23 protein-coding genes are annotated in these 25,103 nt (G+C 38.8%); 17 read left to right on the top strand and 6 right to left on the bottom strand.

What is annotated here, in order from left to right:
- Window positions 1-22: 22 nt before the first annotated feature.
- Window positions 23-4,576 carry a glutamate synthase large subunit gene (gene gltB / locus ACH6EI_RS14235; protein WP_028413562.1) on the top strand — a complete coding sequence of 1,518 codons (4,554 nt, stop codon included), beginning with the start codon at window positions 23-25 and terminating at the stop codon, window positions 4,574-4,576.
- Between the two features lie 16 nt (window positions 4,577-4,592).
- The gene (gltD, locus tag ACH6EI_RS14230; protein WP_108674641.1) at window positions 4,593-6,074 is read left to right on the top strand and encodes a glutamate synthase small subunit; all 1,482 of its coding nucleotides are present in this window, start codon (window positions 4,593-4,595) and stop codon (window positions 6,072-6,074) included.
- A gap of 33 nt (window positions 6,075-6,107) precedes the next feature.
- Here the strand turns inward: gltD and ACH6EI_RS14225 are convergent, their stop codons facing one another.
- Together ACH6EI_RS14225 and ACH6EI_RS14220 are read right to left on the bottom strand one after the other, a co-directional pair.
- Window positions 6,108-6,587, bottom strand: coding sequence for a hypothetical protein (locus ACH6EI_RS14225; RefSeq protein ID WP_028413561.1), 480 nt, complete (start codon window positions 6,585-6,587; stop codon window positions 6,108-6,110).
- A 52-nt stretch (window positions 6,588-6,639) separates the two neighbouring features.
- Window positions 6,640-7,110 carry a staygreen family protein gene (locus tag ACH6EI_RS14220; RefSeq protein WP_028413560.1) on the bottom strand — a complete coding sequence of 157 codons (471 nt, stop codon included), beginning with the start codon at window positions 7,108-7,110 and terminating at the stop codon, window positions 6,640-6,642.
- A 202-nt stretch (window positions 7,111-7,312) separates the two neighbouring features.
- On the opposite strand from ACH6EI_RS14220, the gene ACH6EI_RS14215 reads away from it, so the two are divergent.
- The 3 genes from ACH6EI_RS14215 (at window position 7,313) to ACH6EI_RS14205 (ending at window position 10,526) form a co-directional block, all read left to right on the top strand.
- A complete protein-coding gene (locus ACH6EI_RS14215; protein WP_098112545.1) occupies window positions 7,313-8,713 on the top strand; it encodes a tannase/feruloyl esterase family alpha/beta hydrolase in 1,401 nt (466 codons plus the stop codon).
- 248 nt (window positions 8,714-8,961) lie between these two features.
- Complete coding sequence (gene folD / locus ACH6EI_RS14210) at window positions 8,962-9,816, top strand: bifunctional methylenetetrahydrofolate dehydrogenase/methenyltetrahydrofolate cyclohydrolase FolD (RefSeq protein WP_028408722.1); 855 nt, start codon at window positions 8,962-8,964, stop codon at window positions 9,814-9,816.
- A gap of 110 nt (window positions 9,817-9,926) precedes the next feature.
- Entirely contained in the window at window positions 9,927-10,526 is a 600-nt protein-coding gene (locus ACH6EI_RS14205; RefSeq protein WP_028413558.1) for a DUF3298 and DUF4163 domain-containing protein, read from the top strand.
- Window positions 10,527-10,528: 2 nt separating this feature from the next.
- On the opposite strand, the gene ACH6EI_RS14200 is transcribed toward ACH6EI_RS14205, so the two are convergent.
- On the bottom strand, window positions 10,529-10,795 hold the full coding sequence (locus ACH6EI_RS14200) for a hypothetical protein (RefSeq protein WP_028413557.1): 267 nt from the start codon (window positions 10,793-10,795) through the stop codon (window positions 10,529-10,531).
- Window positions 10,796-10,967: 172 nt separating this feature from the next.
- On the opposite strand from ACH6EI_RS14200, the gene ACH6EI_RS14195 reads away from it, so the two are divergent.
- Together ACH6EI_RS14195 and ACH6EI_RS14190 are read left to right on the top strand one after the other, a co-directional pair.
- Window positions 10,968-12,392 carry a phospholipase D-like domain-containing protein gene (locus ACH6EI_RS14195; RefSeq protein ID WP_028413556.1) on the top strand — a complete coding sequence of 475 codons (1,425 nt, stop codon included), beginning with the start codon at window positions 10,968-10,970 and terminating at the stop codon, window positions 12,390-12,392.
- A gap of 217 nt (window positions 12,393-12,609) precedes the next feature.
- Window positions 12,610-13,089 carry a GNAT family N-acetyltransferase gene (locus ACH6EI_RS14190; protein ID WP_048021498.1) on the top strand — a complete coding sequence of 160 codons (480 nt, stop codon included), beginning with the start codon at window positions 12,610-12,612 and terminating at the stop codon, window positions 13,087-13,089.
- A gap of 36 nt (window positions 13,090-13,125) precedes the next feature.
- Here the strand turns inward: ACH6EI_RS14190 and ACH6EI_RS14185 are convergent, their stop codons facing one another.
- Entirely contained in the window at window positions 13,126-13,407 is a 282-nt protein-coding gene (locus ACH6EI_RS14185; protein ID WP_080754416.1) for a hypothetical protein, read from the bottom strand.
- 105 nt (window positions 13,408-13,512) lie between these two features.
- Entirely contained in the window at window positions 13,513-13,944 is a 432-nt protein-coding gene (locus ACH6EI_RS14180) for a MarR family winged helix-turn-helix transcriptional regulator (RefSeq protein ID WP_048021189.1), read from the bottom strand.
- Between the two features lie 190 nt (window positions 13,945-14,134).
- On the opposite strand from ACH6EI_RS14180, the gene ACH6EI_RS14175 reads away from it, so the two are divergent.
- From ACH6EI_RS14175 to ACH6EI_RS14165, 3 genes are all read left to right on the top strand, one after another.
- Window positions 14,135-14,539 carry a CidA/LrgA family holin-like protein gene (locus ACH6EI_RS14175; protein WP_033578834.1) on the top strand — a complete coding sequence of 135 codons (405 nt, stop codon included), beginning with the start codon at window positions 14,135-14,137 and terminating at the stop codon, window positions 14,537-14,539.
- Window positions 14,509-15,201 carry an LrgB family protein gene (locus ACH6EI_RS14170; protein WP_028413552.1) on the top strand — a complete coding sequence of 231 codons (693 nt, stop codon included), beginning with the start codon at window positions 14,509-14,511 and terminating at the stop codon, window positions 15,199-15,201. Before ACH6EI_RS14175 ends, ACH6EI_RS14170 begins: the two co-directional genes overlap by 31 nt.
- A 393-nt stretch (window positions 15,202-15,594) precedes the next feature.
- The gene (locus ACH6EI_RS14165) at window positions 15,595-16,467 is read left to right on the top strand and encodes an STAS domain-containing protein (RefSeq protein WP_028413551.1); all 873 of its coding nucleotides are present in this window, start codon (window positions 15,595-15,597) and stop codon (window positions 16,465-16,467) included.
- Window positions 16,468-16,803: 336 nt separating this feature from the next.
- Here ACH6EI_RS14165 and ACH6EI_RS14160 read toward each other — a convergent pair whose 3' ends face one another.
- A complete protein-coding gene (locus ACH6EI_RS14160; protein WP_014460341.1) occupies window positions 16,804-17,376 on the bottom strand; it encodes a GNAT family N-acetyltransferase in 573 nt (190 codons plus the stop codon).
- Between the two features lie 241 nt (window positions 17,377-17,617).
- Here ACH6EI_RS14160 and ACH6EI_RS14155 point away from each other — a divergent pair, with 241 nt between their 5' ends.
- The 7 genes from ACH6EI_RS14155 (at window position 17,618) to ACH6EI_RS14125 (ending at window position 24,897) form a co-directional block, all read left to right on the top strand.
- Window positions 17,618-19,900 (top strand): ArnT family glycosyltransferase, encoded by a 2,283-nt coding sequence (locus ACH6EI_RS14155; protein WP_051418571.1) that lies wholly within the window; start codon window positions 17,618-17,620, stop codon window positions 19,898-19,900.
- A gap of 13 nt (window positions 19,901-19,913) precedes the next feature.
- On the top strand, window positions 19,914-20,879 hold the full coding sequence (locus tag ACH6EI_RS14150) for a glycosyltransferase family 2 protein (RefSeq protein ID WP_033578836.1): 966 nt from the start codon (window positions 19,914-19,916) through the stop codon (window positions 20,877-20,879).
- The gene (locus ACH6EI_RS14145) at window positions 20,872-21,276 is read left to right on the top strand and encodes a GtrA family protein (RefSeq protein ID WP_071275019.1); all 405 of its coding nucleotides are present in this window, start codon (window positions 20,872-20,874) and stop codon (window positions 21,274-21,276) included. Before ACH6EI_RS14150 ends, ACH6EI_RS14145 begins: the two co-directional genes overlap by 8 nt.
- A complete protein-coding gene (gene galU / locus ACH6EI_RS14140; protein WP_028413546.1) occupies window positions 21,273-22,160 on the top strand; it encodes a UTP--glucose-1-phosphate uridylyltransferase GalU in 888 nt (295 codons plus the stop codon). Before ACH6EI_RS14145 ends, galU begins: the two co-directional genes overlap by 4 nt.
- Before the next feature lie 144 nt (window positions 22,161-22,304).
- The gene (locus ACH6EI_RS14135; protein WP_013056822.1) at window positions 22,305-22,979 is read left to right on the top strand and encodes a response regulator transcription factor; all 675 of its coding nucleotides are present in this window, start codon (window positions 22,305-22,307) and stop codon (window positions 22,977-22,979) included.
- A 1-nt stretch (window position 22,980) separates the two neighbouring features.
- On the top strand, window positions 22,981-24,360 hold the full coding sequence (locus ACH6EI_RS14130) for a sensor histidine kinase (protein ID WP_028413545.1): 1,380 nt from the start codon (window positions 22,981-22,983) through the stop codon (window positions 24,358-24,360).
- Between the two features lie 372 nt (window positions 24,361-24,732).
- Window positions 24,733-24,897 (top strand): YezD family protein, encoded by a 165-nt coding sequence (locus tag ACH6EI_RS14125; RefSeq protein WP_013056824.1) that lies wholly within the window; start codon window positions 24,733-24,735, stop codon window positions 24,895-24,897.
- Window positions 24,898-25,103 lie beyond the last annotated feature (206 nt).

Here is a 25,103-nt window from a genome sequence, read left to right as displayed (position 1 = left end):
AAAACGAACGGGGGAGAAGAAGATGACATACAATCAAATGCCAAAAGCTCAAGGTCTCTACCGTCCTGAATTTGAGCACGATGCATGTGGAATCGGACTATACGCTCAATTGAAAGGCGTAGCGTCACATGATATCGTTAAAAAAGGACTAAACATGCTTTGCCAGCTTGACCATCGAGGCGGACAGGGAAGTGATCCGCTAACAGGAGATGGAGCTGGATTAATGGTACAAATTCCACACGCGTTCTTTAAAAAGACATGCGTTGAACTGAACTTGCCAGAAAACGGTCGTTATGGAGTTGGAATGATCTTTTTCTCAAATAATGAAGACGAGCGTCGAGAAATTGAAGCTTATATTAATAAATTAATTGAAGAAGAGGGACAAACGTTATTAGGTTGGAGAACTGTGCCTGTAAATGTCGGAAAAATCGGAAAAGTTGCAAAAGAAAGCTGTCCATACGTACGACAAGTATTTATTGGGGCAAATGACAGTATTCAAGATGACTTAGCGTTTGAGCGCAAGCTATATGTTATTCGTAAGCAAGCGGAAAATTGGGCGCAGGCACGTCAAAACCGTTTTTATTTTACAAGTCTTTCAAGCAGAACAATTGTGTACAAAGGGTTGTTAACACCTGAACAAGTGGATGCTTTTTATCTTGACCTACAAGATGAAGACTTTACTTCAGCGTTTGCTTTAGTGCATTCTCGCTTTAGCACAAACACGTTCCCAAGCTGGGAAAGAGCACATCCAAACCGTTATTTAATTCACAACGGTGAAATCAATACGCTTCGCGGTAATCAAAACTGGATGAGAGCGCGTGAACAGCAGTTTGTTTCGGACGCATTTGGTAAGGATTTGCCGAAGGTTCTTCCAATTTTAGATGCTGAAGGAAGCGACTCATCCATGTTAGATAATGCGCTAGAGTTCTTTGTATTGGCCGGCCGCAAGCCAGCCCATGCAGCGATGATGCTTATTCCAGAGCCTTGGTCTGAGAATCCGCACATGTCAAAAGAAAAACGTGCTTTCTATGAGTATCATAGCGCATTAATGGAGCCATGGGATGGTCCGACTGCTATTTCGTTTACGGATGGAAAGCAAATCGGTGCTATTTTAGACCGTAACGGTTTACGTCCAGCTCGCTATTATGTTACAAAAGATGATTACATCATACTTTCATCAGAAGTAGGCGTCATTGATGTTGAAGATGAAAATGTGTTATATAAAGATCGTTTAAGCCCAGGTAAAATGCTTCTAATCGATTTAGAAGAAGGCCGAATTATTTCAGATGAAGAAATTAAATCTGAAATGGCACAGGCTGAGCCTTATCAAGAATGGTTAGATGAACAGCTGGTAACGTTGCCAGAAGTGCAGGAAGAAAAATCTGAATACTTCGATGATTTGGTCATTCGCCAGAAGTCATTTGGCTACACGTATGAAGATATTCATAAATATTTAGTTCCAGTTATTACAGAAGGAAAAGATCCGCTTGGTTCAATGGGTAATGATACTCCATTAGCCGTGTTGTCTGATCGTCCTCAATCGCTGTTCAATTACTTTAAGCAGCTGTTTGCTCAAGTAACGAACCCACCGATTGACGCTATTCGTGAACAGTTGGTTACATCAACAATGACGTTGCTTGGTGCAGAAGGGAATTTACTGCATCCAACCAAAGAAAACATTCATCGAATTCAGCTTGAGACGCCGGTTTTAACAAACAATCAAACTCATCAGCTGAAGTCTGCCATTCATCCAGATTTCAAAAGTGCTGTTATTTCTGCGGTGTTCACAAATGATTTAAAAGAAGATCTTGATCGCGTATTTGCTGAAGCTGAAGCGGCAATTAACGCAGGCGCTAGCATTCTTGTTCTGACAGACCGTGAAGCGGGAGCTCACTCTGTAGCCATTCCAGCTTTATTAGCGGTCAGTGGGCTGCACCAGCACCTAGTGCGAAAAGGAAACCGTACAAAGGCGAGCATTGTAGTGGAAACAGGAGAAGCGCGCGAAGTGCACCATTTTGCAGCACTGATTGGTTACGGAGCAGACGCAATTAATCCATATCTTACTTTTGCAACATATCAAAATGAAATTAACGCAGGTACGTTGAACGTATCGTATGACTATGCTGTTGAGAAATATGTAAAAGCCGTTACTGAAGGTGTTGTAAAAGTAATGTCTAAAATGGGCATTTCAACGGTGCAAAGTTATCGGGGCGCACAAATTTTTGAAGCAGTTGGAATCAGTGCAGAGGTTATCGAGCAATATTTTACAGGTACTGCCTCGCAACTTGGCGGTATCGGTTTAGATGTTATTGCAAAAGAAGCGAAAACGCGTCACGACAATGCTTATGTTGAAACAATTGAGCAAACGTTAGAGTCAGGAAGCGACTTCCAGTGGAGACACACGGGCGAGCATCATGCGTTTAATCCAAAAACAATTCACACGCTGCAGTGGGCTTGCCGTAAGGGAGATTACAGCTTATTTAAAAAATTCTCTGAATCGGCTAATGAAGAACGCATCGGTTTCTTGCGCAACCTATTCTCGTTTAATGGAACGCGTTCATCTATCTCCATTGATGAAGTGGAATCAGTTGATTCGATTGTAAAACGTTTTAAATCAGGTGCTATGTCGTTTGGATCTTTAAGTCAAGAAGCTCATGAAACATTAGCGATTGCGATGAACCGTTTAGGCGCACGCAGTAACAGTGGAGAAGGTGGCGAGCACCCTAGCCGCTACACTGTGGATGAAAATGGAGATAATCGCCGCAGTGCGATTAAACAGATTGCTTCTGGCCGTTTTGGAGTGAAAAGTCATTACCTTGTGAATGCGGATGAGCTTCAAATTAAAATGGCACAAGGTGCAAAACCCGGAGAAGGCGGTCAGCTTCCAGGAAACAAAGTATATCCATGGGTAGCAGATGTGCGTGGATCAACGCCAGGAGTAGGCTTAATTTCACCTCCTCCACACCACGATATTTACTCGATTGAAGATTTAGCACAGCTTATTCATGACTTAAAAAATATAAACCGTGATGCACGAATCAGCGTCAAACTCGTTTCAAAAGCAGGAGTAGGAACGATTGCTGCCGGAGTAGCAAAAGGAGTAGCGGACGTTATCGTTATTAGCGGCTACGACGGAGGTACGGGAGCATCTCCAAAAACAAGTATTAAACATACGGGACTACCGTGGGAACTGGGCTTAGCGGAAGCTCATCAAACGCTTATGTTAAACGGTCTTCGCGAAAAGGTAGTGCTTGAAACAGACGGGAAATTAATGACGGGTAAAGATGTAGTCATGGCAGCACTTTTAGGAGCAGAAGAGTTTGGTTTTGCTACGGCGCCTTTAATTGTTTTAGGCTGTATCATGATGCGTGCGTGTCACTTAGATACATGTCCAGTTGGAGTGGCGACGCAAAACCCAGAGCTTCGTAAAAAGTTCCTAGGAGAAGCGGATCACATCGTTAACTATATGAAATTTGTTGCACAAGAAGTACGCGAAATTATGGCTGAACTTGGATTTAAAACAGTAGATGAAATGGTTGGACGTACAGACGTATTAAGCGTTAGCGAACGTGCAAAAAATCACTGGAAGGCGCAGCACTTAGACTTAACAACTCTTTTATATCAAGCTGAAGGTGTACGTACTTTTAAAACACCTCAAAACCATAAAATTGACGAATCTCTTGATATGCAAAAAATCTTGCCAGCGGTACAGCAAGCAATCGAGCATAAGTATCAAGTCGAGTTAGAACTGCCAATTTCTAATATTAACCGTGTAGCTGGAACAATTGTAGGAAGTGAAGTTACAAAACGTTACGGTGAGAAAGGTCTGCCAGAAGATACGATTACTCTTCGATTCACTGGCTCTGCAGGACAAAGTTTTGGTGCATTTGTTCCAAAAGGAATGTCTATGTATCTAACTGGAGATGCAAATGATTATATCGGAAAAGGGTTATCAGGAGGTAAAATCATCGTTGCTCCACCTAAGGAAACAACAGCTGTGTCAGGTGAAAATGTTATCGTCGGGAACGTGGCATTTTACGGTGCAACAAGCGGTGAAGCTTATGTTAGCGGGCTAGCAGGAGAACGTTTTGCGGTTCGTAACAGCGGTGTGAACGTAGTGGTTGAAGGAATTGGCGATCATGGCTGTGAATATATGACTGGCGGACGCGTTGTCGTATTAGGTGATGTAGGTAAAAACTTCGGTGCGGGAATGTCTGGCGGTATTGCTTACGTATTTGCTGATGATCAAGAAGCATTCAAAAACCTTTGTAATAAAGACATGATTGGGTTTGAGAGCTTAAAAGGCGAAGAAGCAGAAGAAGTAAAAGAGATGATTGCAAATCACCTAAAATATACTGACAGTCATAAAGCAGCATTTGTATTAGAAAATTGGGAAGAATCGCTTTCGAAATTTGTAAAAGTGATTCCGAATGATTATAAACGCATGATGAATCGCATTGAAGAGCAAAAAGCAGCTGGGTTAACGGAAGAAGAAGCAGCTATGAGTGCGTTTGAGGAAAATGCAAAACAAGAAAAGAAAGCATCGGCAAAACAACAAGAAGCGGTAGCTCAGTAAGAAAGGGGAGAGTACGATGGGAAAACCAACAGGATTTATGGAAATCAAACGTGAAAAAGGGAAGGAACGTGACCCGTTAAAACGTTTAGGTGATTGGAAAGAGTATGCTGCTCCTTTATCTGATGAAGCGCTAAGCCGTCAAGGAGCACGATGTATGGATTGTGGCACACCTTTTTGCCACATGGGAATGGATATTAATGCTTTTACTTCTGGATGTCCAATCTATAACTTAATTCCAGAGTGGAATGATTTAGTTTATAAAGGACGCTGGAAAGAAGCTTTAGAGCGTTTAATGAAAACGAACAACTTCCCGGAGTTTACAGGACGCGTTTGTCCTGCTCCGTGTGAAGGTTCCTGTACGCTTGCTATTTCAGATCCAGCGGTTTCGATCAAGAATATCGAACGCGCTATTATTGATAAAGGCTTTGAGAATGGGTGGATTACTCCGCGTATTCCGGAGAAAAGAACAGGCAAAAAAATTGCTGTTATTGGCTCTGGGCCAGCAGGCTTAGCGAGCGCAGATCAGCTGAATCAAGCGGGTCATTCAGTAACGGTATATGAAAGAGCAGATCGTGCCGGTGGTTTATTAACATATGGAATTCCGAATATGAAGCTAGATAAAGAAGTAGTGGAAAGACGTGTTCGCTTATTGACACAAGAAGGTATTGATTTTGTAACGAATACGGAAGTTGGAAAAGACATTACTGCTGAAGAGTTAAAAGAACAATATGATGCTGTCATTTTGTGTACAGGAGCTCAGAAGCAAAGAGATCTAGTATTAGAAGGCCGTGAAGCAAAAGGAGTTCACTTTGCAATGGACTACTTAACAACTTCAACAAAAAGCCTTTTAGATTCTAACTTCAAAGATGGTCAATTTATTGATGCTGAAGGAAAAGACGTTATTGTTATTGGAGGCGGAGACACGGGAGCTGACTGTGTAGCTAGTGCTCTTCGTCAAAAATGCCGCAGCGTTGTTCAGTTTGGTAAACATCCTCAGCTTCCTGCTGAGCGTACGGCAGATAATATGTGGCCTGAATATCCACATGTATTTAATCTTGAATATGCTTATGAAGAAGCACAGGCGAAATTTGGGGACGATCCACGTGAATATTCAATTCAAACGAAAAAAATCGTGGCAGATGAGCAAGGTAATCTAAAAGAACTTCATACGGTTCAAATGGAAAAAGTAAAAGGTGAAAATGGACAGTACATCTTTACCGAAATTCCAGGAACAGAAAAAGTATGGCCAGCTCAGCTTGTCTTTATTGCGATTGGGTTTGAAGGTCCAGAGCATCCGGTTCTATCAGCGTTTGGTGTTGAAACGAAAAATCGTCGCGTAGATGCAGCGTATGGAAATTACAAAACAAATGTTGAAGGTGTTTTTGCTGCTGGTGATGCTCGTCGTGGGCAAAGTTTAATCGTATGGGCTATTCATGAAGGTCGTGAAGTAGCTAAACAAGTTGATAGCCATCTAATGGGAGCAACTGTATTACCATAACAAAAAACCGTCACAATTGTGGCGGTTTTTTGTTTATCTAGGATTTGGCACTTCATTTCCTCTACGTAAATTTTCAAATGAAACGGTTAAAATCGTGTTAGTAATTCGAACTTGTGAAACAGGGGAAACGCTGTATAAGTTAAAAAGTTCAAATGTCCAGGGATCACGTTTTTTCAGCTGTCGCGCGGCTTTTTCGACGCGTTCGTTAATAGATCCGCTGTAATTGTTATAGTTATCATCAACAAATCTTACAATGGAACGAAATAAGTATTCTGTTAGTTTGCTATCCATCCCACCTCGTTGAGCATCTCTGTAGATGGACTGATACTGGCGTTTTAAAATTTTCATCACTCTGTCTACATCGCGTGTAGATCTAACTTCTTCTTCTTCATGCAGGATATAAGAAAATAAGTCTTCATTGTATCTATAAGGTTCTAAATAATTTTCATTCGTAGTAGGAACCACTGGATGGTAGTAGCGCGGCATATAGGGGTAAACCCATTGACTGTACATGAGACATTCACACCTTCCTCGTTCATTTTCCATTAGTTTATGCACTAGCGTGCTAGCTGCTGCATGTTTGTTTTAAATAAAATTTAGGGGTTTGATAATAGGACCACCCTCTAAATTCTTGATAAGTCGATACAAAATAAATGTAAATCGGTGTATTTAGCAAGTCTGGATAATGTTGAAAAAACGCTTGGTCTCCGTAAAATATTGCTTCTAAAGCAAGCGGAAGCTCCCGGCGGAAAATGTGATAACGAAGCTGTGCTTGCTCGCGGCTGAACTCACCTCCGCTAACAAAAACTTCGCCTTGAATAACTGCTTGTCGATCTGTTACGTGAAGAGCAGCTAGTACTTCATCACGCATATTTTTATCTATCGCCTTGTTGTTATATGAGCATCCGATGCTTAAAAAAAGCTGACCGGTTGTATCAGAATGAGTAAGAGTATATTTTCTTCCAGAAACCGGATAGGAGGAAGTAGCAGGGGGAATGAGAGTCGTAGAGAGTTTTGAAGAATTAAACGAACTCATAGTCATTTACACTCCTTTTTTTGAATAAATTTCAATATTATACGGCGCTATGGGCTCAGATGTGATAAATGTCTACTTTCTTTCTGCAACAAAGGCGTTTTGATGTACTTTTTGAGAAATGAATGGTAATATTTAACTAAAATTATGCGTGTACAGTCCCCGAAGATTGTCTTCAAAAGCAAATGTGAATGGAGGTTATCACTTGAATATCACAACGTTTGACGGTAAGTATGGAAACTGGTTAACGACTAAAAACCCTCTTCAATTTCAAGCAGCGACTGCCTATGGGAACATTGGGCTGGCTCCTATCTATTGGGGAACAAAAGAAGAAAAAAATGGATGGTATTACATGTATCAGCCTGAAGAAATAACGGGCGTTCAAGTAGAAAGTGAAGTTGATGGTGGTAAATTTCTCATTCGAATTCCTGATGACTGGAATGGAAAGTTAGTTATGTCGGGAGTTCCAGCTACCAGAGATGAGAAATCAACGGATTTACTGTTCAGCGACTATGTGTTGGCAAAAGGGTTTGCGTTTGCTGCTTCTGATAAAGGGACACAGGGAGAAGAAGTGAGAGATGATCCATTTGCTAAAGCAAAAAACGCTCTAGTCAAAGAAGAAGACTCCATTAGAAAATGGCATATTCAATACCGAGAAGTGACAAAAATTGCTCAGAGATTTTTGTTTGAAAATTATCGTCACAAACTCCAGAAAGAAGTGACAGAATATTTTGATATAAAAACGTATGCTTTAGGTATTTCTAATGGGGGTTATGTTGTTCGCTATGCTTTAGAAAACGATGGGAAAAATGGAGAGCCTCAGCTTTTTAATGGAGGGGTTGAATGGGAAGGGGTTATGTGGCGAGCTGATCACGATAACTTGATCACTTCCCTAACACCTGTTGTAAATCATGCCGAAGAAGCACTGTATACGGTAGGTGAATCGCAAAAAGAAGCTTTGCACCGGTTGTATCAAGCAGGGTTGCCAAAAGGATCTGAGTTTTTATGGCCATATCATGACCAGTATTATTGGTTTTTAACGCTTAATATATATAGAGATGAGTTTGACAGTCAAGCACCTGGAAGCATTCCGTGGCAAAAATACTTGACGCTTTTTGAAAACGGAGTTAGAGATCGTTCGTTAGATTCTATTTTTAAAAAGTATGATTATCAAGAAAGACCACAAGATGTTAAGCAAAAAGTTCGTGAAATTGAAAATACAGGTGATATTTCCGTTCCGTTGATAAGCATTACAGGGTCGTTAGATGCTCTTATTTTTCCGGATATTCATGCTTATCCTTATGAACAACTGGTAAAAGATTCTGGTAAGCAGCACCTTCATCGTCACTACGTAATTGAAAATGGAAACCATATTGATAGCTTAGTATGGAATCATCAAATTGATCCAGATCGAAAGCTTCAGCCTCTCCTTCCTTATGTGTATCAAGGATTTGAACTGCTATGTGATTGGGTGGAGAATTTTGAAGAACCTCCGAAAAATAAGAAAATAAGTGTGCCTCTCAAGGAAATGCATGTAAAGGATCTAAAAACAGAGGAAGACGTGCTGCCGTTGACTACAAAGAAAAGCATATCAACAAAAAAATAAATCGTCGAAAACCGTGCCGAAGGCGCGGTTTTTAATTTAGAAAAGCAACATTTGAATAAAAACAGCTTCTATGAATACAAAATATTATAGTGCGATAAGAATGGAATATACGTTATTTGTTATTTATTTTTATCTATTTAAAATAAAAATAATAAAAACATTGAACAAAACCGAACTTTTGTGTTAGATTAATAACTATAATTCGTACATTTATTAAATGGCTACAGTTGAAAGGAGCAAAAAACATCATGACAGCGAAAGTAATTAAAGGAAAAGAAGTAGCGCAAGAACTGCGCGCCGCATTAAAAGAAGAGGTAGCTCAATTAAAAACAAAAGGTATCGTTCCTGGTTTAACCGTAATTTTAGTAGGAGAAAATCCTGCTTCCCAATCATATGTAAAAGCAAAAGCAAAGGCTTGTGAAGAAATCGGTGTTGCGTCTGAAATTATCAAACGTGACGTAACGATTACGGAAGAAGAGCTTTTAAACGAAATCCATCACTTGAATGGAAATCCATCTGTTCATGGTATTCTTATTCAACTTCCATTACCAAAACATATTGATGAAAAAGCAGTATTAAATGCTGTATCTCCTAAAAAAGATGTAGATGGCTTCCACCCAGTAAGCGTAGGGAATATGGTCATTGGCGATGAGTGCTATTTACCATGTACACCACACGGTATCGTTGAGTTAATTAAACGTTCAGGTGAAGAAATTTCAGGTAAACATGCGGTAGTAATTGGACGAAGCAATATTGTTGGTAAACCAGTATCCATGCTGTTACTTCAAGAAAGTGCAACGGTAACAATTGCTCACTCTCGCACAAAAGATTTATCTGCTTTAACAAAACAAGCTGATATTCTTGTGTCAGCTGTAGGACAACCTAGACTTATCAAAGCAGATGATATTAAGCCGGGTGCCATTGTAATTGATGTAGGTAACACAATGGAAAATGGTAAACTCGTTGGTGATGTTGATTACGAAGCGGCTTTAGAAGTTGCAGGTTATATCACACCAGTACCAGGAGGCGTTGGTCCGATGACCATCACAATGCTATTAAAAAATACGGTAGACGCTGCTAAAACAATTAACAACGTAAAATAATAGAAAGTTAAAAATCCCGTGCGTATATGCACGGGATTTTTTTGCTTCAGTAATGGAATGAAAGCTAAAAGAATAGAATGTAACATTCTGTATAGAAAGAGGAGGAAGCGATGGTTACGTTACCTGCAACGGTATATTCTCAACAAATAGTGAAGAAAAAGTTAAACGTTTACTATCCAGCTGTTCATTTGACTAATCCAGCTGTTCAGCACAGCATTAACAGTAAGATCTTGCAGCGTACGAATGAATTAATTCGTCAGCAGGGATATGAAGAAAATCCGGATACAGAAGAAACGGGTTATTATGAGTTGAAAACAAACGAGCGAAATGTGCTCAGCTTAACGCTTGTCAATTTTGCTTATTCCGGGGGAGCGCACGGATTGACCGTGGTAGTTCCGTTAACGTTTAATGTGCTGACTGGAAAAACGTATCAACTAAAAGATTTGTTTAAAAAAGACAGTAATTACGTAAGTGTTCTTTCTAAAATAGTAGGAGCGCAAATAAAAGAGCGCGATATTATGGTTCTTGGAGAATATAAAGGAATTAAACCAGATCAGGATTTTTATATCGCCGATAAATCACTTGTACTATTTTATCAGCTGTATGACCTGGCTCCTTACGCATATGGAATTCCTTACTTTCCAATTTCTATCTATGCTATTCAAGATATTATTGCAGATGAAAGTCCACTTGGACAAATGTTTGGATAAAGTTATAAAAAATTGCGGTGCGGCCGTACGTATCTTTTTAATTCGGCCGCTAACTGCTGACGAAGCGAACGAACGCCAATCGCTTCAGCAATATCTTTTGCTACAGGAAACACTCCGATTTTAGTGATATGAACGCGAAGATAACCCTCGTACAAGCATCCTCGCTCCGCATGCTTGATTTTGGTGCGTACAACAGCTTCTATTTTATCGTTTTCATTTTGCAAAGGGTAAGAATCTGTAATATGAAAACGAAAAGAATATTCCTCCATCACCATCATCCTTTTTTCTATGATATGTACTAGCATACTATACAAATAGTGAATCAGAAAAAATAAATGTGTCAAAAGAACAAAGCGCAAAGTAATCAAGGAAGCAGTTTCTTGCATGTAATGATCATTATTTGTGAACGATAACAGAAAAAGACAAAAAGCTGGAGTTGCGATGATAAAAATAGCATTCAAAGGATTACTTATTATTTTATCTTTATATATTCTGTATGTGGTTATAACGGCGGTGGTTCTCTTTTATGTACCTTTAAAAATAGGAGAGGAAACGACCTCAATTAAACCGGCTAGCTTTTTTGGTCACAGTGAGTCTACGGACCGAGTGAGACTTCTTGAAGATGGTTATGAGGCAGGAAGAGTTCGTATTCAAATGATTCAACAAGCTGAGAAATCGATTGATATTGCTTATTACTCAATAGGAAAAGGAGAGTCAACTGATTTAATTATGGCCGCTCTTTTTAAAGCAGCTGATCGAGGCGTCCATACTCGCGTTCTTTTGGATGGGATAGCTAACGGCTTACGGGGAAACCGAAGGGGCGTGCTCTATGCATTAGCTTCACATCCTAATATTGAAGTGAAGTATTACGAACCGTTTCAATTGTTTAAACCTTGGGCGTGGCAAAATCGTATGCATGACAAAATAATGGTTGTAGACGGACAGCTAGGCATAATAGGGGGACGGAATATAGGGGACAAATATTTGGCTAAAAAGCCTCCTCCACACTTCGTCTATGATCGTGATGTCTTTATTACAAACAGTAAACATAAACAAGATAGCGTCATCACTCAAATGCAAAATTATATAAATGAATTATGGGCTCATCCCTACACTAAAAAAGCTTTTCATCATCTCACACAGTACCAGGTTGATCAGGGGAAGAGGATGAAAGCTTTGCTGCTGCAGCAATATGATAAAGCTAAGCAAGTAGGAGAAACGTTTGCGACCCCCAAGATTAATTGGAATGCTTCCACCGTTTCTACAAAGCGTGTTTCTTTTATTCATAATCCAATTGAACGCTTTAATAAACGACCTTTTATGTGGAAAACGTTTATTAACCTAGCAGAAGAAGCTAACCGCTCTGTTCTTATTCAAAGTCCTTATGTGGTGCCCACCAATGCGATGAGAAAGTATACAGCCATGAAAAAGAAGCCAGACGTTCAATGGACGCTACTCACAAATTCAGTTACATCTACGCCCAATGTGTTGGCTTTTTCCGGATATATTAGTATGCGTGATACGATTATGAAGACAGGTGTAAAGCTTTACGAATACCAAGGACCTTATTCGATCCATGCAAAGTCTGTGATTTATGATCAAAGACTTAGCGCCGTAGGCTCTTTTAATTTAGATTCCCGTTCTACATTTTTGAATAACGAATCAATGGTCATTATCGATAGTCAAAAATTTGCAAAAGAGTTGACGATGGCGATGGAAAACAAAATGGATAAAAGTATTCTTATTGCCAATCACAAGCGCTGGGTTAAACCTCCTGAAATCCAAAAGAAAGAAGAGCCTGTTATGAAGCGTACCTTACTGTATACCCTTGCAAAAGTAACGAGGTTTTTTAAGGAGTTTATTTAAACAACCGGCAGTAGAAAAAAAGTACTCAATGAACATTCATTGAGTACTTTTTGTTACATACTTTATAAATAAGCTCATACAACGATCACATCACGTAAATTATCCTCTTTTATTTATTGGGAGAATTAGGTAGTATAAACATAATAAACAAAAAGGAGGAAGGTACGTGGAAGCCGCTGTTTTAATTAAACCAGATGCAGCTTATAAAAAGGCTTATATGAGCTTTTATCATGAATGGAAAGCAAGCGGAGAAAAAATGATTCCGTGGGTCATTGCTAAAGATCCTGCTTACTTTGAAAAAATGGTTCAAGAGTTATTAGATGCAGAAAAAGGGATCGGATTAAAAAAAGGATTTGTACCCGATTCCACCTACTGGCTAATGCATCACGAAAGAGTAATAGGCGTAGTTAATATCCGCCATGAGCTAAGTGAAATACTTCGAAACAGCGGAGGACATATAGGGTATGGTATTCGGCCAAGTGAAAGACAAAAAGGATATGCCAAGCTGCTACTGAGGTTATCTCTTCAAGAGATTAAAAAGCTGGGAGTTCAACGGGCATTAGTTGTGTGTGATGATTGGAACACTGCTTCTCGTCGAACTATTCTGGCAAACGGTGGTATACAAGACGAGGATTATATAGAAGAGGACGGGGCTATTGTTCAACGCTTTTGGATTCATACGGATAAAATGGCATAAAAAAGAGATGAATTTTTTAATTCACCTCTTTTCTGCTTAGTCATATTGTTTTAAAGCTAACTTCAGCCGCATATAGGTATACATAGCGTATGCCTGTCTTCCTTTTAAACTGTAAGGATTTGCTTTGGAGCAAAGACACTCAAGAAATTGCTCATCACATGAGCGGCATGATCCGTAATCTTCATAGCATAAATCATGGTATTTACAGCAGCAGTCTACATCATTTACAGGACATCCCGGACCACTGCATCCGGGGCCACACCATTTATAGCCGGGGAAGAGGCAGGGCGTGGCTTTCCGTTTATTCGGAACAGACATAATCATACATCCTTTTCAATAGTCTCTTTACATTAAATGCAAAAAAGAGAAAAGAGAAAGGGACAAACACCTTGCAGCAGTAGCCTAATTTTCATGAATTTCTATTTAATCGATAAATGCGTCATTCATCCGCATTAATAGTTTGCCAAATAGCTCCTTTTCTTCACTTGACCATTTTTTTAACATACTATGATAGCGTTCAAGGCGCATTTGCTTATCAGTTTGCAGCATTTGTTTCCCGTGTGTTGTGATGTCAAATAGGCTGACTCGTCCATCCGAAGGATCAGAGGAGCGAGAAATAAGCTTTTTATTTTCTAAAGCAGCAGCCTGTCTAGAAAGAGTTGAAATGTCGAGTTTAAATGCTTCTGCCAGTTCTTTTACACGAGCTGGTCCAAATTCATCTAATTGCCGCAGCAATAAATAAGCTGATCTTTCTAGGTTTCCTATTTTATTTTCGGAATTATCAAGATAGACCGCTCGTCTAATAAAGGTAGTAAGTTCATATTCAATCAATTCAATTGAATTCTTTTCTTGCATTATAATCGCCCCTTACAAAATCATTCATTGACAAAGAAATATATACTTGTATAATACAAATGTATATATAGTTGTATAGTACAAGTAAAAGTAGGTAAAGTAAAGGTGTTTATATAGTTAAATGTTAGACAACATGACAAAATAAAGAGAGGAGGGCAGCTGTTCTTTATTTATAGGACAGTGACCTATAATGAAAGTGATACGAATCATTTTACAAATTGCGATTCTTTATGCTTTTTCTATGATCGGCGAAGCTGTTCACCATATGCTTCATCTACCTATTCCAGGCAGTATTATAGGCTTAATTTTAATGCTCATTTGCTTAACGTGCAAAGTTGTTCCCATCAAAATAATTGAAGACGGAGCAAGTTTCTTGTTATCTTTTTTACCGCTATTATTCATACCAGCTATGGCAGGTGTGATGAATTATCCTTCGCTTCTTTCAAGCAGCGGAGCGGTTTTATTTTTAATTATTGTGCTTAGTACGATTGTTACGATGGCCGCTGCAGGGACTGCCAGCCAACTTTTGGAAAAGAAAGCGAACAAACGAAAGGAGAAACAACAGTGCAAGAATTCTTTATCGCGGTCTTTATAATCGTAGCTACAGTTGCTTTGTATCTAGTCATGGCAAAAGTATACGTGCGGTTCTCCTATCCGATTCTTATTCCTGTTTTAACTACAACCATATTCGTTATTCTTCTTTTGCTTGCTTTTCATGTTTCCTATGATGAGTATATGATTGGAGGCAAATGGATTAATTCACTTCTAGGACCAGCGGTTGTTGCATTAGCGTATCCACTCTATAAACAGCGTGAGATGCTAGTAAAATACAGCGTTCCTATTATTGGAGGGGTATTTGTAGGGTTATTCGCAGGCATGATCAGCGGACTTGTGTTTGCTGAAGTATTTGGCGTTGATCGAAGCCTGATTTTATCCATTATTCCTAAGTCTATTACTACTCCTGTAGCGATTCAGATCGCCACAGGGCTAGGGGGCGTTCCATCGATGACCGTGGTATTTGTTATGATCGCAGGTTTTTCTGGAGTAATCCTTGGACCGCTACTTTTAAAATGGATTCGGATCAAGAGTTCTTTAGGAAAAGGAATTGCATTAGGCAGTGCTTCTCATGCGCTAGGAACTTCTAAAGCATTTGAATACGGTGAGCTAACGGTATCGATGAGTTCAGTATCAATGACGTTAAGCGCTGTATTAGGATCCGTTTTTGGGCCAATTGTTGTCTGGCTATTCCAAGTGTAAGGCGAGATAAAAGAAAGTGAATATAAAAAACGAGGCTGAGACAAAAGTATGTTAGTTAAAGTTGAACACGAACGATCTATTGAAAGGTGATGGATAGTTCGTGTTTTTTTATGCTCATCGTAAACGTAGATTTAATGTATGTACTGGCTTCTAACTGTTGATTTCGTTATGCCCCCATCTCGCTTTTTATATAAAAGCATAAATTTTTTCCGAAGCAAATTTTAAGTTGTGCGGCTCTTACTCTGGTACTATAATAAAAAGAAAGAAAATTCATAAAATAACCGCTTTTTTGTTATTTTTAGGAAGGCTAGTCAATTTTCGGATGGATAAGTAGGCTTAGTCAAGGTTGTATACGCAGTAAAAATAGCAGAAAAGAGGAGCTGAACGTATTTTATGAAAGAGGAGCTCGTGTATATAGGAAAAAAGATTCTTGAACATAAATATAGCTTGTCAGAAAAATTAGCCGAACGTTTAGATGCTACACATACACTAAGTCTAGAGGAATTGAAAGAAAAGAAAATTCTGAAGTGGCGAGTGTCAATTATGGAATACTTTGGGAGATCTCTATTTGAAGAACAGGAGGCTGTACTTAAACTTGTTAAAGAATGGGCACTTGATACGGGTAAATATGCAGTGGAAAAAAATATTCCTTTAGAAAAAGCACTAGGTATCCTTCCAATCTATCGCAGCGTTATTTGGGATGTATTTACAAGAGAACTAGAGGAGCATCAGTTTGCGGCAATTACCATGCTGCATGTCAGTGAACGAATTGATCCACTTTTAGATACGGTAACATGTGTTTTTGGTCAAATTTATGACGAGCATAATCGATATATGATGAATTTAGCTTATACGTCACTAGAAGAACTTTCAGTTCCACTCGTACCTGTCACAAAAGGGATTGCTATTATGCCGATTATTGGAGAAATTGATACCCACCGCTCACAAGTTATTATGGAAACCTGCTTGAAAAAAGGGACAAGCCTTCAATTATCTTATCTTATTTTAGATATTTCAGGTGTCGTGATTATTGATACAATGGTAGCAGACAATCTTTTTAAAATTCATCGATCGCTTAAATTGGTGGGAGTGGAAGCTATTATAACGGGGATACGACCGGAAATTGCCCAAACGGTAGTGAAACTAGGAATTGATTTTAATCAAATTAAAACAGAAGCAAATTTAGAAGCGGCGCTTTTAAAAATTGGGTTTACACGTCCTGAAGAGCATAGCCGCACGCATGTGTCATCGCGGCGCATAAAATGACCGGCCATAAATATGGATTTCAGCATGTAGAAAGTAAGTGCATAGTAAAAAAGCGGATGTTAATCAACATCCGCTTTTTTACTTAATAAATGCGATATGCCATGGCAGCACAAAAGCATAAACGAGGAAGTATACCGCTATTGAATAGATAAAAAACCAGCCGTTTAAATAAAACAAGGGCAAGAATAAATAAGCATAAACTAACGGTAATCGGAAACCACAAACCGTGTGCAGATAAGTCTAAATGCTGAATTGCTTGCTCCAACATTGTTCACCTCAAAAGGAAGAGTTAGTGTTCAAGTTAGCCTGTGTTATGGAAAGTATTCTATACATTTTCTACGCGTTACGCGTGTATTCTTCTCGCAAGATTGAATATAACTTTAAGTCTTGATGAGCTCCTTTAATAAACATGGCTTTTCGAATTGTTCCTTCATAAGACATACCGATTTTTTTCATCACTTTCTCAGAAGCGGCATTTTCAACAAAGCACCTCGCCTGAATGCGCACTAAATCCATTTCTTCAAATCCAAACGCAATTACTTTTTCAGCTGCTTCCGTAACAAATCCCTTATTCCAATATGCTTCAGAAATCGCATAGCCAATTTCCGCAATGCGATGAGTAGGGTTCCAAGTGACAAAGTCAATGGTGCCAATACATTTTTTCAGGGCTTTGATTTCCATAGCCCAAGGAGAAATGGATTGGTTGCTGTACTGCTTTAAAACGAAGGAAACAAACTCTTTTGTATCTTGAAGCTTTCGGTGCTTTTCCCAATTTACATATCTGCTTACCTTTTCATTTGAGGCATATTCAAACATGTCACGCACATCTTTTTTGGTAACTTTCCGCAAGCGGAGTCTTTCTGTTTCTAGTGTGGGTAAATTTCCGTATATATCTTTTACTTGAATCATAAAGTTGTCTCCTTTCTCAGCAAGAAGTGGATGAAGTGTTGATAAGAATGTTTCATAGAAGCTGCAGCATCCAAGAAAGACCCTTTTCATTTCATGTACTTGATTCTTTAATTGTAAAATATTTCATTGCTGAGCGTAAGAGGTCAAATAGCTTTTTAAAAAATAAAAACATTATTTTCACTGTTCATAATCAGTTCACATAAGCTTGTTAGACTAAAGTCAGAAATTACGAAGGAGTGAAATGAAACACATGAACAGTGAAGTGAAAGAAGAACGGACTTCAAACAAAAAAAGAATAGACTTATTTTTAGTTCCAATTGTTTTAATTGCAGCGTTTTTGAACTTATTTAAAATTTGGACAGATGAATACGCCAACGCTTATTACACGGCAGCTGTCAAAAGTATGCTTCAAAGTTTTCATAATTTCTTTTACGCATCTTTTGATCCAGGAGGCTATGTAACCATTGATAAGCCGCCGGTTGTGTTTTGGATTCAGACAATTAGCGCCAAAATATTTGGATTTCACGGGTGGAGCGTCATTTTACCGCAAGCATTAGCAGGCATCGGTTCAGTTCTTTTACTATACGTACTCGTGAAACGTACGTTTGGCGTATGGGCTGGGAGGTTTGCTGCTCTTGCGATGGCTCTGACGCCGATTGTGCCCGCGGTAAGCCGAACAAATAATATTGATAGTATGCTTGTGTTTACATTATTAGTAGCAACGTGGATGTTGTTTCGTGCTGTGCGTACAGCTAAATTTGGCTGGGTGTTAGCGGCTTTTGCGATGATTGGTGTTGCATTTAACATGAAAATGCTTCAAGCATACATGGTTTTACCAGCATTCTATGTTTTCTATGTAGTGGCAACCAAAATTACGTGGAAAAAGAAAATTGCTTTTTTAACAACAGCAACTGCACTGATGCTTGCTGTTTCTGTCTCATGGGCAGTTGTAGTAGATTCAACTTCGGCTGATAAGCGTCCTTATATGGGAAGCAGTCAAACAAATTCAGTTCTAGAGCTTGCTTTTGGATATAACGGTATCAATCGTTTAACTGGAAATACAAGCGTGACGGGAAGCAGTCATAAACAGCCTGCTCAAGCTCAGCAGCAAACAGCAAGCAGTGAAACAAAACAAACGAGTAATTCAAATGCTGAGTCTTCACAAAGCTCAAATCAAAGCAAGAGCAGCTCTTCTCAAAAGATGCAGGCTCCAGATGGAGGAAATCAAAACGGAATGTTCAACACGGGGAACCCTGGTCCATTCCGACTGTTCCAAAAAGGGTTATCAGATCAAATCAGCTGGTTATTGCCATTTGTAATCTTTTCAATCGTGGGTCTATTTGCTGGAGTGAAATTTAAAGGACCTTACACGGCAAAACAAAAAGAAAGTTTATTTTGGTTAGCTTGGCTGCTGCCGGTAGCTGTTTTCTTTAGTATCGCAGGATTTTTCCATCAGTATTATTTAATTATGCTGGCACCTCCAATCGCAGCATTTGCAGGAGCGGGAGCAGTAGCTTTATGGAGTATGTACAAACAGCATAATGGCTGGAAATCATGGCTGCTGCCGAGTGGTATTTTAACAACAGCAGCGCTTCAAGTATATATCATGTCTCCTTATGTCAGCTCAATCGGCGTAGCGCCAATTGCAGGTGTAGGGGCACTGGGCGTCATTCTAGCTCTTGTTTTAGCTATTCGTAAAGAGCGTAAAAATTCTGTAACGAATTATTTAGGAGTAGCAGCAATGGTTGTCTTGCTTGCAATGCCGGCGTACTGGGCGATGACACCAATTATTTATGGTGGAAATAGCATGCTTCCAGCAGCAGGTCCTGATTCTTCAAGCGGTATGGGAGGACCTCCAAGCACAGCTACAAATAGCAAACAGTCTGGCTTTAACGGCATGCAGCCTCCAGGAAGCTCTGACAGCAATTCATCTTCAAACAATCAAATGCAGCCGCCAAGCGGTTCATCGAACGGCGGTCAAATGCAAATGCCGGGCGGTTCGTCCAATAATGGTCAAATGCAGCCGCCAAGCGGATCGTCAAACAGCGGTCAAATGCCAGGAGGCTCGTCCAAAAATAATGGTCAAATGCAAATGCCAAGTAGCTCTTCAAGCAAATTATCATCTTCAAAACGAAAAAGTGGAGGGATGAACGCAGAAGTAAACACAAAGCTACTAAACTATTTAACAAAAAATAATACAGGCGAAAAATATTTATTTGCCACAACGGATTCAACTTCAGCTGCGCCTTACATTATCAAAACGGGCAAGCCAGTCATGGCAATGGGAGGATTTAGCGGTTCAGATCCAATTCTAACGGTGAGTAAATTAAAATCTATGATTAAAAAAGGTGAAGTGAAATATTTCTACCTGTCTGGAATGGGTAAGGGAGGCCAATCTGACGTTATCACGTGGATTAAAGAAAATAGTAAGGAGATCCCTTCTTCCAAATGGCAGTCTACTTCATCAAGTTCTCAGCAAGGACCATCTGGAAACGGAACATTATACGAAATAACGCTTAAATAAGGAGGACATGAACATGAGTTCAATTATTAAATATTCTATTGTTGTTCCTGTCTACAACGAAGAAGAAGTGATTCATGAAACCTATCGCCGTCTAACAGAAGTGATGCGTTCAACGAAAGAAGCTTACGAGCTTCTTTTCGTGAACGACGGCAGTAGAGACCGAACGGCAGAAATTATTAAAGAGTACAGTGAGCAAGACCCAGCGGTTGTTTTATTAGATTTTGCCCGTAACTTTGGTCATCAAATTGCTATTACAGCTGGTATGGATTATGCACGAGGAGAGGCGGTCGTTGTGATTGATGCTGATTTGCAAGACCCGCCCGAATTAATTTTAGAGATGATTGAAAAATGGAAGCAAGGATTTGACGTTGTATACGCTAAGCGTACAAAGCGAAAAGGAGAAACATATTTTAAAAAGCAAACAGCGGCTATGTTTTATCGTTTCTTACGTGCGATGACCGATATTGATATTCCGCTCGATACAGGGGATTTTCGTTTGCTAGATCGTAAAGTGTGCAATCAAATGAATAGCATTCAAGAAAAAAATCGCTTTGTTCGCGGATTAGTAAGCTGGGTTGGCTTTAAGCAAATAGCAGTAGAATATGAGCGAGACGAGCGTTTGGCCGGGGAGTCAAAATATCCTTTGAAAAAGATGCTGAAGCTTTCAATGGATGGCATTACGTCTTTCTCCTATAAACCGCTGAAGCTAGCTAGCTATGCTGGTGTAACGCTATCAGGTGTTGGTTTTATTTATCTTTTAGTGGTGCTGTATTTGAAGTTATTTACAGACAGCACCATCACAGGGTGGTCGTCATTAATTGTCATTCAGCTATTCTTTAGCGGCATCATTTTAATCATTCTTGGTATGATCGGAGAATATATTGGCCGCATCTACGATGAAACAAAAAATCGTCCACTCTATATCGTCCGTGAAAAGTATCAGCTTGAAACACGCAAGGAAGTATCACTTCGTGACTAACAAATGGATACCCTTGATTAAATTTGCGTTAGTAGGAGTGGTAAATACACTGATTGATTTTGCAGTATACGCACTTTTAACAACAATCGGTGTGAACTACATACTAGCGCAGTGGATTTCATACAGTGCGGGCATTTTAAACAGTTATGTCATGAATCGTAAATGGACGTTTGAGAAAAAAGAAAAAAGCAGTAAGCGTGAAGTGATTTCATTCGTGATCGTGAATTTAATCACTTTATCCCTAACATCTTTTCTGTTGACTGTTCTATATAATAAATGGGGTATACCACTGCTAATCAGTAAACTTTTAATTACAATCGTAAGTGTCGGTATCAATTTTATTGGCACCAAATTATTTGTATTTACTACTAAAAAAGAAAGAGGGATTCATATATGACGATAAAAAAAGCAGTTATTCCAGTAGGCGGTTTAGGAACTCGATTTTTGCCAGCGACAAAAGCGCAGCCCAAAGAAATGCTGCCAATTGTCGATAAGCCTGCTGTACAATACATTGTAGAAGAAGCTGTGAAATCAGGTATTGAAAGTATTATTTTTATTACAGGTCGAAATAAAAAATCAATTGAAGACCATTTTGATAAATCAATTGAACTAGAGCAAATGCTTGAAGAAAAGCACAAGTTCGAAATGTTAAAAGAAGTACAAACGATTTCATCAATGGCCAGTATTCACTATATTCGTCAAAAAGAGCCGTTAGGACTTGGTCATGCTATTCTTTGTGCTGAGCAATTTATTGGAGATGAGCCGTTTGCCGTTCTTCTTGGAGACGATATTATGACTTCTGAAGAACCTGCGCTCAAACAGATGATTCAAGCGTATGAAACGACTAATCAATCAGTTATTGGAGTTCAAAAAGTGGATGTGGAAGAAGTATCAAAATACGGCATTATTCAGCCGAGAAATAAATCTGGCAGCATTCATGAAGTGAATGACTTGATTGAAAAACCATCAATAGAACAAGCTCCGTCAACGATTGCCGTTATGGGCCGCTACATTTTAAACCCTTCTATTTTTTCTTATCTAAAAACGATTGAAAGAGGGGTAGGAAATGAATTACAATTAACAGATGCACTGCGCGTCGTATGTGAAAAAGAGCGATTGTTTGCTCTTGAACTTGAAGGGCAGCGCTTTGACATTGGAGATAAGGTAGGCTATATGAAAGCAATGGTAGAAGTGGGGTTAAAGCGTAAAGATTTACGTCAAACGTTTTTATCGTATTTGGAAGGAATTGTAGAAAAAGAACGAGCAAACAACTTCAGCTAATAAGAGTTAATCAGTTTGTTCATATTCAGTTCATATTTGAAGTATAAAATCATTGTATGATCTTATGTGGCTCTCTGTTTGGTATAAACAGAGAGCTTACTGTGCGTAAAAGCTGGACAAACTTAGGAATAGGGAGAGACATGTATGATTCAAATATTAGTTGCAGATGATGATCAACACATTCGAGAGCTGATATCATTATATTTAGAAAATCAAGGATTTAAAATTATAAAAGCAGCAGATGGTGAAGAAGCGTGGGCGAAAATGGAAGAGTTTCGAATTGATCTAGCGGTCGTTGATATCATGATGCCATTTAAAGACGGATGGGAACTAACAAAGGAAATTAAGGAGTATTTTGATATACCGGTTTTGATGGTAACAGCTAGAGGCGAATCGCATGATAAACTAAAAGGATTTGATATTGGAACAGACGACTATGTCGTGAAGCCTTTTGATCCTCAGGAAATGGTTGCTCGTGTAAAGGCCCTTTTACGCAGGTACCGAGTAGAAGCTAACAATGTAATTTATATGGGGAATATAAAATTGGACCGTACCAAATTAGAGATGAGTGCAGGAGAAACAAGCGAACAGCTGCCGTTAAAAGAGTTTGAATTACTGTTCACATTAGTTAGTTCTCCAGGAAAGATTTTTACTCGTGATCAGCTTATTCAATTAATTTGGGGATATGATTATGAAGGTGATGAGCGCACGGTAGACGTTCACATAAAACGTCTGCGAGAGAGGCTTAATCATATGAAAAACGTCGGTATGGAAATCAAAACAATTCGCGGACTAGGCTATAGAGCAGAAGGGTGTTAACGTGAAATCAATTTATGTAAAGCTGGTTCTATCGTTCATCATTACAATTTTATTGAGCGTTGTGATTACCGTTGTTGTCACGACATTTCTTAGCAAGCAGAAGCTCGAAATGCGATTAGGTCAGGATATGGTGAAGATGGGAGAAGATTTTATCGATTTGTACGGAGCAGAAGACTCCGATAAAGCTGCAAGGTTTTTATCTAATTCATCATTCATTCATTTTTCGTTTATTATTATTGATGATCAGCATAAAGAGAAAGTATTAGGACAGCCGGGGCCGCCTATTCCAATTACACCGAAAGAAGTAGATCAAGTATTAGGTGGGAAGCGTTATTCTAATTTAAACGAGGAAAAAGGTGATCGTCCACAGCCAAACGTAGTGGGTCTCCCTTTTAAAGAAAATGGACGGTCGTATGCTCTATTTATTCAGTCTCATCCACAGCGGCAATTTTCAGTTATTCAAGATGTTCAAAATATCCAGCTTATTACGATTTTATTAGTAGGTATTGTATTGTTTGCATATGTTTCAACGATTATTATTAAACCGATTAAGCGTCTCAGTACAGCGATGAAAGTTGTCGGACAAGGCGAATACAATGTGCAAGTCGAGCACGCAGCGAATGATGAAATTGGTCTGTTAACTAAAAACTTTAATCAAATGACTAAAGAATTAAACAAAATAGAAACGATGAGGCAAGAGTTTATTGCTAGCGTTTCCCATGAAATTCAATCACCGCTGACCTCTATTCGCGGTTTTTCAGCGGCACTTAAAGATGATATCGTCAGTGAAGATAAAAAGATACAATATTTAACGATTATCGAAAAAGAAAGTACAAGACTATCTCAGCTTAGTTCCAATTTGTTAAAGCTTGCTTCTCTTGACTCTGAACATCAAACGCTAATGCTGCAGCAATACCGGTTAGATGAACAAATCAGGCATGTGGTCATGGCTTTAGAACCTCAGTGGATAAAAAAGAATATAGAAATTGACCTTGATTTATCCAATGTTCAAATAGAAGCAGATAAAGATTTGTTAGAGCAAGTTTGGCTAAATTTAGTAACAAATGCTGTTAAATATACGCCTGAAAATGGATTTGTGAAAATATCCATTCATCAAAAAAACGAAGAAATAGACGTGAAAATAAAGGATAATGGAATTGGTATTATCGAAGAAGATCAAAAATATATTTTTGAAAGCTTTTATAAAGTAGATAAATCCAGAACGTTAAAAGGAAGCGGCCTCGGTCTAGCTATTACAAAAAAAATTGTGCGACTGCATGAGGGCGCAATACGTGTTGAAAGCAAAAAAGAACAAGGAAGCATCTTTACGGTAACTTTGCCTATCCAAAAAAATAGGAATAAAAAAGACTCGTCTGTGTAAGTTCATGCAGATGAGTCTTTTTTATTAGGTCAAAGATATAAAAAAAATTAATAATATCTATTTATTTTTTTAATCCCTACTTGACATATAGGTAAAGTGTAAATAATATAGATAGTATAAATCTTTTGAAAAAATTGGGATGCTAAAGAAGCTGATCGGTCAACCGAAGGCTCATACTTGTTCGCTACTGGTGTGGGCCTTTTCTGTACATTGGTTGTGGTCATTAAAATCTCAATCTTCAACTGAACATATGGGGAGGATTACGATGTATTTATCTTCTGCACATTATACAAGTACTTATAGATGTTGTTCGCTTTGTTTATTCAACTGCAACTAAAATATAAATTTATCTATGGATAGGAGAATGATAAAATGGCTTCAATTACACAAGAAAAATTAGATTATATTGTTAAATTACTAACTGAAATCAACTATGGGTCTGTACTAATTACTCTTCACGACGGACAAATTACTCAAGTGGACAGCACGGAAAAAAACCGCTTTTTAGCTAAAAGCAAAGTAGCAAGCCACAAATAAGCCTATTTCAATACGTATTTAGAGAAACTGAAGGGCCTGTCTAGATAGCGAACGCTTGACGGCGGGGCAAGCAAGTACTGTATTAAATATAGAAAACGTGCGCATTCGAAGAAGAATTGACTTTCTTTTCGGTTGAAGATTTAGAATTTTTCGAATTAAAATTGAGTTATAGGTTGTATGAGTATGACGATGAAAAGTGTAAAGCT

This window comes from Priestia sp. JSM ZJ58, from assembly GCF_044383985.1.
GTDB lineage: Bacteria > Bacillota > Bacilli > Bacillales > Bacillaceae_H > Priestia > Priestia zanthoxyli.
This window is presented reverse-complemented; position numbering and strand designations above follow the sequence as displayed.